Genomic DNA, 13,449 nt, shown 5'->3' with positions numbered 1-13,449 from the left:
TCAAAGATAAATCGTACACCACATGACGGGCATACTATTGGTCTTTTAAATCTATGCCGACATATTTTCCGGAATTTCCATTTACAATTACATTCTGGGCAATAGTAAGACATTTTTAACACATAACAATGTTATTAGATAGAAATCTCGATTTCATCCCCAGTTCATATCATTAGCGTTAATTTCGGATAATTACAAGAGATTTGTGTGATGAGTGGATAAAATGATAATATCTATATAATTCAGTATATTGGAAAAAAATATTGCCTTTGAGATAAATTAATCGGCGCACGTTTAGCTACCTTATAAGGTGTTAAACGAGCATGCTTGATAATTCCGCATATTGTTATCAAGGAGTTTGAAAGCCGGGATTACCACCAGAATTCCGGGTAACGTCTGCCTGGAGCGAGGTTGTTGACCACAAGGGCGACGATCAAAAGGACAAGGGCTCCCAGGCCGGCGGGAACAAGGGCGTAAAGGTATCCCAGTTGATGCACGGCATCGCCGCCGATGACCGCGATCAGGGCCGTGGCGCCTCCGGGAGGGTGCAGCGTTTTGGTCAGGTGCATCAGGGCAATGGCCGTGGAAACCGCCGCCGCGGCAGCCAGCCAGGGAATTCCACCAAGAAGTTGAAATGCCGCCACGCCGATCAGGGCGGAAAGCACGTGGCCTCCGATCAGGTTGCGGGGCTGGGCCAGGGGGCTGCGGATGGCGCCGTAGATGAGCACGGCCGAGGCCCCGAAGGAACCGATGATCATCATCAGGCCGGTCCGGTCCAGCAGGTGTTGATGGATCAATCCTACAGCGGCGATGCCGGCAAAGCTGCCGATCCAGGACCAGATGATTTCAGTCGTGTTGACCCGGGGCGGGCTCTGGGTATGGCCGGACATTTTTTTGAGATAATTCATAGATAGTGCCCGGTTACCCCAATTGACAGAAAGAGTTGACCAGGTCCGAGCGGGTGACGATGCCGGACGGTTTGCCGCCGGCGTCCACAATGGGAAGGCGGTTGATGCCTTTTTGCGACAGGACGGCGGAAATGTCTTTAAGGGAAATATCGGCCGGGGCGGTCACGGCCGGGCTGGTCATGATATCCGCGACCTTGCGGTTGAGCATGGGCTCGGCCAGGCAGCCCTTGTTTTTCAGGCAATGGGCAATGACCCGCATGAATGAATCGTCGGTTCCCGCGCCCATCCGGCGCAGAAAATCCTTTTCGGAAATCACGCCCGTGACCCGGCCGGTGTTGTCGATCACCGGCGCGCCGGAAATGCCGTTTTCGGCCAGCACCATGGCCGCGGTCGTCAGATCGTCTCCTTCCCTGACGGTATGCACCGGCCGGCGCATGATATCGGAAGCTTTGAGGGCGGCCATCATCCGCTGCCTGGCCATCAGATAGGCCGCCCGGTATACCTCCCGGAAGTCGGCCGGGGTGATGTCGATATAGCCGGGAATGGATTTCATGGCCGCCAGGATATCCGTGTCGGAGATATCCAGCGGGGTGTTCTCGCACGACGTTGATGGACTCACGGGGGGTCTCCTGTATTAGAAGCAGTTTCCAATCCAGAAATGAGAATTTTTTTGCAAGATCAAGGAAAACAAGGGGTTTTGCGGAGGCGTACTTAAAGTACGCCGCACAAAAAACCCCGCGGTTTGACGCAGAGATTGCAAAAAAAGGCCATTTATGGATGGAAACTAGATGGGGGGCGCGATGGTCACCAGGACCCTCATCTGGGTTTCGGCCCGGATGCCGTGCGGTTCGGCGATGTCGGAAATGAGCACGTCACCGGGATTGGCCGGCAGTTCGGCGCCGTCCTTGCCCAGGAACAGGCCCCGGCCTTCCAGCACCGCGATGCTGAGCTGGCCTTCCACGTCGTGGTTGTGGATGGGCAGTTCCTGGCCGGGCTGGAAATTGAAGTTGATGACCCGCATGTAGGGGGAATCATGGACCAGGAATTTGTTGAGGGTCAGGTCCTTGAAGCCGCCTTCCTTGAATACTTCGATTCGTTTGAGCATGTCAGGTTCTCCTTTTATTTTCTTTCGGCCAGATCCCGGAAACGGTCGTCGGTCAGGATTTCGGCAAAGCGGCGTCCGTTACGGCTGGTCTGTTTGTAATGATCCAGGCAGTCGCGGACCACGTCCAGAACGCCGTCCTCGTCGTAAATTCCCGGCAGTTCCCGGGCCAGGCGGGGATGGCGCCCCAGTTTGCCGCCAACCAGGATGCGGTAACCCCGGCACGCGGCGGAGATGGTTCCGGTGGGGCAGGCATTGACGCAAAGGCCGCAGGACTGGCAGCGGGACATGTCCAGTACGGGCCTGTCCATGTTTTCATCCAGCCGGACGGCGTCATCCGGGCAGACCTCGACGCAGGCGTTGCAGCCGGTGCAGGCCGTATCCGTCAGGCCGGGCCGGACGGCGCCCAGAATCCCGATATCCTTGATCTGGGGCTGGGAGCAGGCGTTGGGACACTCGGCCAGGGTCACCCGGAACTCATGATGAAGCTTCAGGTCTCCGGCAACCTCGGATTTGAGAAAGGCCAGCAGGTCGGCGTCCTTTAAAACCGTTTCCAGTCTCCGGCGCAGGGATTCAGCCGGCACGGCCCGGTTGGGGCAGTCGCCCGAACCGAAACAGGTGTCCAGCTGATATCCCCGCACTTCGGAAGACATCGTTTGCAGGAAGCGTTTCCGGCTTTCATGGACGTCCGCCAGCGTCACCTCGCTGTGTCCGGCGCGGCGGGCGTCGTCTTCAACCCGCAGCCGCACTTTTTTGCGGACAAAGAACGGCACGCCGCGCAGGGCGTCTTCAGCTTCCGGAGACCATTTCATCTCTGCTTACCCCAGAATCGCCTTCAGGTCCTGGTCCGGCGTGCTGATGGGCATGATGTTGAAGTTTTTCACCAGCACATCGAGTACGTTGGGGGAAACAAAGGCCGGCAGGGAGGGGCCCAGCCGGATGTTTTTGATCCCCAGGTGGAGCAGGGTCAGCAGGATGGCGCAGGCCTTCTGCTCGTACCAGGACAGGATCATGGACAGGGGCAGGTCGTTGACCCCGCAGTTGAAGGCGCCGGCCAGGGCCACGGCGATCTGAATAGCCGAGTAGGCGTCGTTGCACTGGCCCACGTCCAGGAGCCGGGGGATGCCGCCGATGTTGCCCAGGTCCTTGTCAAAGAACCGGAACTTGCCGCAGGCCAGGGTCAGGACCACGCAGTCCCTGGGGATTTTTTCCACCAGTTCGGTGTAGTAGTTCCGGCCCGGCTTGGCGCCGTCGCATCCGGCCACCAGGAAAAAATGGCGGATGGCCTTGTCCTTGACGGCGGCGATGACCTTGTCGGCCACGCCCAGGACGGCGTTGCGGGCGAATCCCACCATCACCGTATTGCCGCGGATATCTTCGGCAAAGCCAGGCATGGCCAGGGCTTTGGCGATGACCGGGGAGAAGTCCTTGTTGGCAATGTGGTTAACGCCGGGCCAGCCCACCAGGCCGGTGGTGAAAATGTGGTCCCTGTAGGTATCCCGGGGCTTCTGGATGCAGTTGGTGGTCATGAGAATGGCGCCGGGGAAGGCTTCAAATTCCTTGTTCTGGTTCTGCCAGGCCGTGCCGTAATGACCGTAGAAGTTGCTGTATTTCTTCAGTTCCGGATAGCCGTGGCAGGGAAGCATTTCACCGTGGGTATAGACATTGATGCCTTTGCCCTGGCTCTGCTTGAGGATTTCTTCCAGGTCCTTGAGGTCATGGCCGGAGACCAGGATGGCCTTGCCTTTTTTAGCGCCCAGGGGAACGGCCGTGGGAACCGGATGCCCGTAGGTGCCGGTATTGGCGGCGTCCAGGAGTTCCATGGCCCGCAGGTTGACCTGGCCGCACTTGAGGGCCAGGCCGACATAGTCGTTCACGCCCAGTTTCGGGTCCAGGGTGGCGGCCAGGCCTTCATAGATGAAATCATAGACGGCCGGATCCGTTTGCCCCAGGATGGCGGCGTGATCGGCGTAGGCGGCCACGCCCTTGATGCCGTATGTCAGCAGTTCCCGCAGGCTGAGGATGTCCGGGTTGACCGTGGGATCGGATTTGACGCCCACTTTTTCGCCCTGGGCCACCAGTCCGGCCAGATCGCCGGCCGGTTTGAAATCCGCCGGGCCGGCCGGGAAACTACCGCCGACCTTGCTTTTGAGGGCGTCTCGGCGGGCAACCGCTTCATTGATCAGCTTCTGGAAACGGGCGGGATCAAAATCCACGTTGGTCAGGGTGGAGAAAACCGCTTCGCAGGCAAACCGGTCGGTTTGCGGATCCCTGACGCCGTTTTTGGCGGCCGCCAGGGCCACCTGGGCCAGTCCCTTGGTAACGTAAATCAGCAGATCCTGAAGGGCCGCTACTTCCGGCTGTTTCCCGCAGACGCCGACCTTGGTGCAACCTTCGCCTTTTGACGTTTGTTCGCATTGAAAACAAAACATGTTGAGCCTCCTTTGATAGATGGTTATGGTTTCTTACCTGTCATTTTGACTCCACTGTAACCGGTTCGCGTAACCGGCGCCTTGATCTAAGTCAAAAAAAGTAAAAAATAATTATTTTTTTCCCGCCTGATGATCCCGGCCGAGGTGGAAGTTCAGCCAGGACGAAGTCTCGTTGAGTTCCCACATTCGGGGCGGGATGATCCCCTCAGTCAACGTGTTTTCGGCGCCGTCTCCGCGGAGCCGCTCATAAGCCCTGACCCAGACGCAGGTCTTCTCCGGACGGACCTCGCAGCGGCCGTCCCGGCTGCCGCCGCAGGCGCCGTTGCGCATGTGTTTGGGACACCCGGATTCCGGGCAGAGAAAGCCGACGTGCTGGATGGCGCAGTCTCCGCAGTCGCGGCAGTCCAGGAGCAGCTTTTTGGCGCCCCGCTCCATGGCCTTCAGCAGACGGCGCAAGGCGTCCGCATCGTCGATTTTTTGCGCCAGCCGCCGCAGCAGGGGCGCCGCCAGGGCGTCGGCCCGGAAAAAGGCGTTATGGGCGGTCTTCATCATTATATAATGGCAGCGGCAGAAGGGCTGGGGGGGCAGGGGCGCGTGAAAACGCCGGTCACCGGAAAGGCCGTCGGTATTTACGGGCTGGAAAGCATAATAGGGATTGCCGGCGGGCGGACCGAACTCACCGATAAATTGCCGCCACTCTCCGGCCAGTTCTTCCATGCGGTCCATAATCCGCGCCACCGTCTGAAAACTGCGATGGACCCCGCCGATGTGGATCCCCTTGTAGCCCAGCCCCTTGACAATGGCCGCCAGCCGGGCGGCCCGTTCCACGGCGGCATGATATCCCCGCCGCTTATCATCATCCCATTCGGCGCAAATCGTCTGCAGCAGCCGGTCGCCGACCACCGTGCCGGGGATGCGGCCCGAATTCATCACCCGCGCGGATTTGGGCGTCAGCAGAAAAATCGAAGCCATGGCCGGAATATGTTCCAGGTTAAAGGCCTTGCGGACCTGCATCAGTTCCTGGTATTTGCGGGCGTCATATCCCAGCTGGGTGACGATATAACGGGCGCCGCCGCGGATTTTGCGGAGCAGCTTGTAATACTGGGCGTGGCATTCGGCCTCGGAATACTTGAAGGGGGAAATGGCGCAGCCGCAGAAGAAGGATGCTTTGCCGTTCTTTTGTTCCGCTTTCTGATTCATCCGGGTCAGGAGACGGAGCAGGTTGACCGAGTCCAGGTCAAAGACCGGCGCGCTCTGGCCTTCAAATCCTTTGCCGGAATAGTCGCCGGTCAGGGCCAGAATGTTGTTCATGCCCATCCGCTCCAGCTGGAGGGCCCGGCTCTGGATGCCGGCCCGGTTGAGATCACGGCAGGTGAAATGGATGATGACATCCATGCCCATGGCCATAATTTCCTCGCCCAGGGCATCCGGGCTCAAGGACGGGTTGCCGCCGGGATTGTCGGTGATGGAAACCGCCGACAGGCGGCCGTCCTGGCGGGCCGCCAGGGCCAGGTTTTTTACCGTATCCACCGATCGGCCGCCGGATTCTGCTTTGGGCACCAGTTCCAGGGTGATGACAAAATGGCCGGGATCGGCCAGATCCGCCTCAAATGAACGCATGGTTGTCTCTCAGTTTACAGTTTTCCTGTCTCAGCCAGCAGCTCAAGTCCTTCCATATCGAGAAACGAAATGGCCGATCCTTCCACCTCGATCAAACCGGCATCTTTCATCCTGGCCAGAATCCGGGAAAGGGTCTCCGGGATCGTGCCCAGAAGGCTGGCCAGTTGCCCTTTGGATAAGGACAGGTCCACACGTTGCCGGTTCTTCTGCTCCTGGGAGAGAAACAGCAGATATCCGGCCAGGCGGCCGGGGACTTCCTTTAAGGAAAGGTTTTCCACCTGGACGGTGAACTGGCGCAGGCGCCGGGATAAAACCGCCAGCATGTTGAGTACCAAAGAGGTGTTTTCTTCCAGGAGCCGGACAAAAGACGCCTTGGGAAAAAACAGCAGCACACTGTCTTCCAGGGGGGTGGCGCTGGCCGGGAACACGCCGCCGGCAAAGACCGGCACTTCACCCGCCGGTTCGCCCGGCCCGAAAATATGCAGGATCTGCTCCTTGCCCTCAAAGGAGAGTTTAAAAACCTTGATGCGGCCCCGGGCCACCACGTAAAATCCATCGGCTTTCTGACCGTCGGAAAAAATCAGGGCGCCTTTTTCAAAATCTTTCGGCTGGGCAATCCGGGCCAGCTTGTCCAGTTGATCGGCCGGAAGGCCCGAAAACAGGGGCGCGCTGGCAATGATTTTAACCGGATCCATGAGTGTTGGTCTCCTTTTGAAAGTCAGGATAATATAAGAAGATTCTAAAAAATTTGATTTAAGTCAATGCGCGCTGATAATGATTACATTATCCTTTAATCAAAAAGATAACAACCCTGCGGCGTTTAAAATATAGAACAACGCCATCGGAAAAAAAAGAGGAGAATAAAATATGAAATGTCCGGGACAGGATACGAGATACTGGAGGGGGAGCGACATTTTTGATGCCAAATGTCCCAAGTGCGGGGCCGCGGTTGAATTTTTCAAGGACGACACCACCCGGGCCTGCCCGGCCTGCGGCCATAAATTTTTAAACCCCGGTATGGATTTCGGGTGCGCGGCCTATTGCGAACATGCGGCCCAGTGCATCGGCAACCTGCCGCCGGAGCTGCTGGCCCAGCGGGAAAACCTGCTCAAGGACCGGGTGGCCGTGGAGATGAAGCGCTACTTCCGGCAGGATTTCAAACGCATCGGCCATGCTTCCAAAGTGGCCCGATACGCCGAAGAGATCGGCAAACAGGAGGCGCCGGCCGGTCTGGCCGTGATTCTTTGCGCGGCCTATCTCCACGACATCGGCATTCACGAGGCCGAGCGCAAGCACAACAGTACCGCGGCCCGATATCAGGAAGAGGAAGGTCCGCCCATTGCCAGGGCTATTCTGGAGAAGACCAACGCCCGTCCGGCCCTGATCGACGAGGTGTGCGATATTATCGGCCACCACCATCATCCCCGGGAAGAGGAAACCATTCATTTCAAGGTACTCTACGACGCCGACCTGATCACCAACCTAGAGGAGAGCCAAAAGGAGAAGGAAGAGGGAAGCGATCCCGAGCGGATAGAGAAAATTATCGGAAAAAGCATGTTCACGGAAACCGGCCGGCAGGTGGCCCGCCGGGCGCTGCTGAAAAAATAACAGGTGAAGCGACAAATATCAGGAGGACCCCATGAAAGTGAAGAGAAAGATCATTCAGATAGACGAGGAAAAATGCACCGGCTGCGGTCAGTGCGTGGTCGCCTGTGCCGAGGGCGCCATCCGGATTGTTGACGGCAAGGCCAGAGTGATATCGGACAACCTTTGTGACGGCCTGGGCGCCTGTATCGGCGAATGCCCGGAAGACGCCCTTCACATCATCGAGCGCGAAGCTGATGAATTTGATGAAAAAGCAGTTGAAAAGCATCTGGAATCACAGCACAAACCAGAACCGCCCGCGACTATGCCGTGCGGCTGCCCCTCGGCCCAGATCCAGACTTTTGCCGCGGCTACACCGTGCCAGGCCGCCAACCAGCCGACAGCCACCGGGGCTCCAGGGGCGGCCCTGTCCCACTGGCCCATCCAGATCCGCCTGGTTCCCCCCACGGCGCCTTTTTTAAAAGGCGCCGACCTGCTGGTGGCGGCCGATTGCGCGCCGGCGGCCTTTCCCCGGTTCCATTCCGAACTGCTGCCAGGCCGGGCCGTCATGATCGGCTGCCCCAAGTTTGACGACCGCAAGGACTATGTGGAAAAGTTCGCCCAGGTATTCAGGACCGCCGGCCTCAAAAGCATTACCTGCCTGATCATGGAAGTGCCCTGCTGCGCGGGCCTGCCCGTCATTTTAAGGGAAGCCATGCAGGCATCCGGGGTGACGGTTCCCATGGAAGTGATCACCGTATCGGCCAGAGGGGAAATAATTGAACGAAGAAAATATTAAAAAGCAACGCAAAATGGAGAAACCGTATGCGATTATCAAGGCGGAATTTTATTAAAGCCGGAATGGCAACGGCGGCGGCCTCCACCCTGGATCTGAAGTTTCTGCGCTTTTCCGGGGAAGCTGCGGCACCATCAGCCGGAGATGAAAACCGGGTCGTTCGCAGCACCTGCTCGCCCAATTGCACCGGCGCCTGCGGTTTCAATGCCCTGGTAAAAGACGGCCGAATCGCCACCCTGATCCAGGCGGCGGACTACCCGGAAGAAAGTTACAACCCCCGGGGATGCCTGCGCGGCCTGTCCATGATGAATCTGATCTACGGCAAGGACCGGGTCAAGTATCCGCTCATCCGCACCGGTCCGCGCGGCTCCGGGGAGTTCCGCAAGGCCACCTGGGAGGAGGCCCTTGATTTTACCGCCAAACGGCTCAAGGAAATCATGGACAAGGACGGTCCCGAAGCCGTGGCCCTGACCATTCAGGTGCCGGGAACCGGTTACGTTCACAAGGGGGCGCTGGTGCGTCTGGCCTCCCTGGCCAACTGGACCATTCACCACGGCTACGACCAGAACGGCGATCTGCCCATGTTCTGGCCCATGACCTTCGGCGTTCAGAGCGAGGAGTTGGAATCCCTGGAATGGCTCAACTCCCGCTATACCATTATTCTGGGTTCCAATGTGGTCCAGACCCGGCTTCCCGATGTTCATCATCTCATCGAAGCGAAAAAGGAAGGCAAGGTCGTGGTGGTCGATCCCGATTTCTGCTCCACCGCCGCCAAGGCGGACGAGTGGCTGGCCATCAAGCCCGATACGGACGCGGCCCTGGCCCTGGGAATGGCCCGGGTCATCATCGACCGGGGGTTGTATGACACCGCCTTTTTACAGGATTTCACCGATATGCCGATCCTGGTCCGGACCGATTCCGGCAAACGACTGCTGGCCGGGGAAGTCAAAGCCCTGGCCGGTGAGGCCACCAGTCGGGCCATTCCGGAATACCGGAGCCTTTATGTGATTCATGCCGACGGCGGATTCAAGGTTTTGAACCCCGAACGTCTCGATCCCACCGGGGCCGATCTGGAAGGCCGTTATGATGTTGAACTGACGGACGGCACCACGGTGGAAGTCAAAACGGTTTTCACAAAACTGCGGGAGATGCTGGACGACTATCCGCTCGACAAGGTGTCGGCCATCACCGAAATTCCGGCCGATGCCATTGAGCGAGTCGCTGTTGAAGCCGCTACGCATACGCCGGTGCATGTGATCTATGGTGCCAGCAATTATCAGTGGTATCACGGCGACCTGAAAGGCCGGGCCATTTCCCTGATCCCGGTGCTGACCGGCAGCATCGGCAAAAGCGGCGGCGGCATTTCCACCTATGCCGGGCAGTACCGCATCCGCTTTGATCTGGCCGAATGGTGGCTCCCGAAGGAAGGAAAATTAAACTGGGTGCCGTATCTTTATTTTCTCCAGGGCGGCGGCAAGCGCTATCCGAAAAACGGCATCAAGGCCATGGTGGGCGGCTGGGGCAACCCCTTTGATCAGCACAACATGGCCAACCAGCTAAAAGACCGGGCCGCTTCCGGGGATATCGAGTTCGTGGTCACCTTTGACTTCAACATGACCACGTCCTGCCTGTGGTCGGACGTGGTCTTTCCCGGCACCTGCTGGTATGAAAATTACGAGTTGACCGCGACCATCCTCCATCCCTATCTGCAGTTGCAGCAGCCGGCCATCAAACCGCTGTTTGAAAGCCGCAACGGCTTTTTTCTGGCCCGGGAATTGGCCAGGCGGCTGAACCCGGAATTTGAAAAATATTATTATCCGGAATTAAACGATACCGACGCCAGCCTCAAAATCATCGAGATGCTGCTGGAAAAAGGCGGGGAAGAGACCCGGGGAATTACCCTGGACATGCTCAAAAAAGGCCCGGTCCGTTTGCATTCCCGGGCGCCCGGGGACCGTCAGGTACCGTTTTACGAGCAGGTTCACGATCGGCACCCGTTCCCGCCTCCCAGTTATCCCGCCCCTCTGGAAGCCACGGCGAAATTCGTGCGCAGCGGCCGCATCGAGTTTTACAAGGACGAGGACCTTTTTCTCCAGACCGGAGAACAACTGCCGGTCCATAAAGACACTTTCGTGGACACGGAATACGCCGCGGACCCGGAGGCGAAAAACAAGTACCGGCTCCGTTTTGTCACCAAAAATTCCCTCTACCGGGTGCATTCCACCCATTCGGACAATGTCTGGCTGAACGAACTTCAGGGCAACAAGCCCAAGATGTTTCTCAATGAAGCCGATGCCCGGCAGCGGGGGATCCGGTCCGGCGATCTGGTGGAAGTATACAACAATCGCGGCAAAACCCGGGCCTATGCCGTGATCGATCCGGGATGCCGGCCGGGTACCGTGATTTTCGAACAGGGCTGGTGGGCCCGGTATCTCCAGAACGAATCCTACAACTCACTGACCATGCCCTGGATCAAGCCCCTGCACGAGATCTATTTCGTCCCGGGAATCTGGTCGCCGACAACGGCCTGGAATGAATGCCTGGTGGATGCAAGGAGGGTGGACGCATGAGAAGAGGAATGGTTATCGATCTTGAAAAATGCATCGGCTGCCGCTCCTGCGCCGTGGCCTGCAAACAGCACAACGCCCAGCCGGCCGGAACCTGGTGGAACCGGGTGGTAACGCCGGGCAGCGACCATCATTTGACGCCGCCGGTCAAGGGACGGTCCTATTTTCTGCCCATCCATTGCCAGCATTGCGCCAACGCGCCCTGCGTCAAGGTCTGTCCGGTTCAGGCCACCTATGTCACGGAGGCGGGCGAAGTGCTGGTGGATTTCGAACGCTGCATCGGCTGCCGTTACTGCATGGCCGCCTGTCCCTACGGCGTGCGCCAGTTCAACTGGGAAGACCCGGCCCGCGCCATGAAAAAATATGAATACCAGACTGGATATCGTTTCGGCTTTCCGGACGAATATCGGCTCGACGGCCGGCTGGTGTATATGCCGGCGCGAATCAAGGGCACGGTGGAAAAGTGCAATTTCTGCGTGCATTACGCCGCTCAAGGGCTCGATCCGGCCTGCGTCCGCGGATGCCCGGGCAAAGCCCGGTTCGTCGGCGACCTGGACGATCCGGACAGCACGGTGTCCCGCCTGATAGCGGAGAAGAACGGCTTTACCCTGCTGGCCGACAAGGGAACAAAGCCCAATGTTTATTACCTGCCGCCGGCGCGAAAGGAGGGATAATCATGACCATACGCAAAAAAACGGGTCTTGGCGTCACCGGCCTGCTGATGCTGGCCGGACTGGTTGCCTGGGTGATCCAGTACCGGGAAGGACTGGTGCTGACCCATCTGCAGAATTCCTATTCCTGGGGATTGTACATATCCACCCTGGCCTTTTTCGTGGGCAATGCCGCCGGCGGGCTGGTGCTCAGTTCCATGATTTATCTGTTCGGCGTGACCGAATTAAAACCGTTTGCCCGCATCGGCGCCCTGGCCGCTTTTGCCAACGTGACCGCCGCCATGCTGATCGTTCTGCCGGACATGGGCCAGCCGTTCCGGGTCATCAACCTCCTGCTTCATCCCCAGTTTTTAAGCCCGCTGATCTGGGACATCATTGTGTTGAGCCTGTATGCCGGGCTGTCGCTGACTTACCTTGTCCTGCTCATGCTCCCGGACATTGCCGCCGGTCCGTTCAAGGGGTTGCTGCCGTCTGATCCGGAAGCCTTTTCGGATAGATGGGCCAGACGGATCGCCCCCTTTTCCCTGGTGGCCGCCATCGGCATTCATGTGGTCACGGCCTGGATATTCGCCACTCAGGGCGCCCGGGAATGGTGGCATTCGGCGGTAATGGCGCCGGATTTCGTGGCGGCGGCCATGGCCTCGGGCACGGCCTTTGTAATGCTGATCGCCCTGATGGCATACGGCCTGAAGGAAGGCCACCGCCAGGCTTACCGGATCATGGCCGTTTTTATCGCCGTCTGTCTCTTTATTCACCTGTTTCTGATGTACAACGATTTCGTGATCAATGCCTGGTACGGGAACGATGAGGCGCTGGGTGCGCTGAAGATCACCCTTCAGGAAAATCTGGGCGTGCATCTGTATGAGGTGCTGGCGCCCCTGGCCGGCGTCATATTGCTCTTAAACCGACGGGCCCGGGAACGTGCCGGGGTCATGATGACCGCCTGCCTGCTGCTGGTCTCGGGCATTTTCGCCCATCGGCTACTGATCATGCCCGCGGCCTTCAACCACATGCCCCTGACCATCCACCCCTTTGGGATTCAGAATCTTTCCTGGCCGGTCCCGGTCGCATCAGGCCGGTTTTCCCCCATGACCGACACCTTTGTATCTCATTATCATTATTTCCCCAGCGCCGTTGAAATCGTGATCACCCTGGGGGTGATGGCCTATGCCTGTTTTCTGCTCATCATCGCCATCGACCGGCTGCCCATCCTGAAAAAGGCGGATTCATGAATCAGAAGGTGATAGAACCGGAGGTGTTCCAAGCGCTTTCCCGATTGTTCAGCTATCCGGAAAACTTGCCGGATACCGGCGCTTTCAAGGCCTTGTTGCCTGCTCCTGACGTGCCGGAGGCCTGTGATCCGGGAAAAATGAGCCTGACCGCTCTGCAAAACCAGTATGTCCGGCTGTTCATCAACGCCTATCCGGAAGCACCCTGTCCACCATACGGCTCTTATTACTTGGAAGGAGTCATCATGGGGCCGTCCACCATTATCCTGGAGCAACTCTATCAGTCCTATGGTTTTGAAACCGGCGAACCGGCCGATCACATCGCCGTGGAGCTGGAGTTTCTGGCGTTGTTGTCGCTGATGCTCCGCCAGGCCGGGGAAGGGGAGGAGTCGGAGAGAATTCTGGCGGACTACCGTTTTGTTCTGGAGCATCTGCGCTCCTGGCTGGCCTTGTTTTTCAAGAGCATTCAAAGTGTTGATGACGCCGGTTGTTATCTGACATTCTCCGGGTATGTCGAGAAGGTGTTTTCCATAATGTAAT

Annotated in this window: 13 protein-coding genes; 6 read left to right on the top strand and 7 right to left on the bottom strand. The window is 58.1% G+C overall.

Going from position 1 to position 13,449, the window contains the following annotated elements:
* Positions 1-371: 371 nt before the first annotated feature.
* From AB1724_14235 to AB1724_14205, 7 genes are all read right to left on the bottom strand, one after another.
* Positions 372-908 carry an HPP family protein gene (locus tag AB1724_14235; GenBank protein MEW6078969.1) on the bottom strand — a complete coding sequence of 179 codons (537 nt, stop codon included), beginning with the start codon at positions 906-908 and terminating at the stop codon, positions 372-374.
* 13 nt (positions 909-921) lie between these two features.
* Positions 922-1,527 carry a CBS domain-containing protein gene (locus AB1724_14230; protein MEW6078968.1) on the bottom strand — a complete coding sequence of 202 codons (606 nt, stop codon included), beginning with the start codon at positions 1,525-1,527 and terminating at the stop codon, positions 922-924.
* A gap of 165 nt (positions 1,528-1,692) precedes the next feature.
* Entirely contained in the window at positions 1,693-2,013 is a 321-nt protein-coding gene (locus AB1724_14225) for a cupin domain-containing protein (protein ID MEW6078967.1), read from the bottom strand.
* Between the two features lie 14 nt (positions 2,014-2,027).
* Positions 2,028-2,822 (bottom strand): 4Fe-4S dicluster domain-containing protein, encoded by a 795-nt coding sequence (locus AB1724_14220; GenBank protein MEW6078966.1) that lies wholly within the window; start codon positions 2,820-2,822, stop codon positions 2,028-2,030.
* Between the two features lie 6 nt (positions 2,823-2,828).
* The gene (gene hcp, locus AB1724_14215; GenBank protein ID MEW6078965.1) at positions 2,829-4,442 is read right to left on the bottom strand and encodes a hydroxylamine reductase; all 1,614 of its coding nucleotides are present in this window, start codon (positions 4,440-4,442) and stop codon (positions 2,829-2,831) included.
* A 111-nt stretch (positions 4,443-4,553) separates the two neighbouring features.
* Positions 4,554-6,062, bottom strand: a complete 1,509-nt coding sequence (locus AB1724_14210; protein MEW6078964.1) for a methylenetetrahydrofolate reductase C-terminal domain-containing protein — start codon at positions 6,060-6,062, stop codon at positions 4,554-4,556.
* 14 nt (positions 6,063-6,076) lie between these two features.
* Positions 6,077-6,757, bottom strand: coding sequence for a Crp/Fnr family transcriptional regulator (locus AB1724_14205; GenBank protein MEW6078963.1), 681 nt, complete (start codon positions 6,755-6,757; stop codon positions 6,077-6,079).
* A gap of 172 nt (positions 6,758-6,929) precedes the next feature.
* Here AB1724_14205 and AB1724_14200 point away from each other — a divergent pair, with 172 nt between their 5' ends.
* From AB1724_14200 to AB1724_14175, 6 genes are read left to right on the top strand one after another with little or no spacing between them, the layout of a single operon-like run.
* Positions 6,930-7,670 (top strand): HD domain-containing protein, encoded by a 741-nt coding sequence (locus AB1724_14200; GenBank protein MEW6078962.1) that lies wholly within the window; start codon positions 6,930-6,932, stop codon positions 7,668-7,670.
* 31 nt (positions 7,671-7,701) lie between these two features.
* The gene (locus AB1724_14195) at positions 7,702-8,445 is read left to right on the top strand and encodes a 4Fe-4S binding protein (protein MEW6078961.1); all 744 of its coding nucleotides are present in this window, start codon (positions 7,702-7,704) and stop codon (positions 8,443-8,445) included.
* 26 nt (positions 8,446-8,471) lie between these two features.
* Positions 8,472-11,012: a molybdopterin-dependent oxidoreductase gene (locus AB1724_14190; GenBank protein MEW6078960.1), complete on the top strand. Its 2,541-nt coding sequence runs from the start codon at positions 8,472-8,474 to the stop codon at positions 11,010-11,012.
* Complete coding sequence (locus AB1724_14185; GenBank protein ID MEW6078959.1) at positions 11,009-11,683, top strand: 4Fe-4S dicluster domain-containing protein; 675 nt, start codon at positions 11,009-11,011, stop codon at positions 11,681-11,683. The genes AB1724_14190 and AB1724_14185 overlap by 4 nt, the downstream gene beginning before the upstream one ends.
* Positions 11,684-11,685: 2 nt before the next feature.
* A complete protein-coding gene (nrfD, locus tag AB1724_14180) occupies positions 11,686-12,912 on the top strand; it encodes an NrfD/PsrC family molybdoenzyme membrane anchor subunit (GenBank protein MEW6078958.1) in 1,227 nt (408 codons plus the stop codon).
* Positions 12,909-13,448: a molecular chaperone TorD family protein gene (locus tag AB1724_14175; GenBank protein ID MEW6078957.1), complete on the top strand. Its 540-nt coding sequence runs from the start codon at positions 12,909-12,911 to the stop codon at positions 13,446-13,448. The genes nrfD and AB1724_14175 overlap by 4 nt, the downstream gene beginning before the upstream one ends.
* Position 13,449: the final 1 nt, after the last annotated feature.

Source organism: Thermodesulfobacteriota bacterium (assembly GCA_040753795.1).
Lineage (GTDB): Bacteria > Desulfobacterota > Desulfobacteria > Desulfobacterales > Desulfosudaceae > JBFMDX01.
The sequence above is the reverse complement of the archived record's forward strand: the minus strand, read 5'-3'. Positions and strand labels throughout refer to the sequence as shown.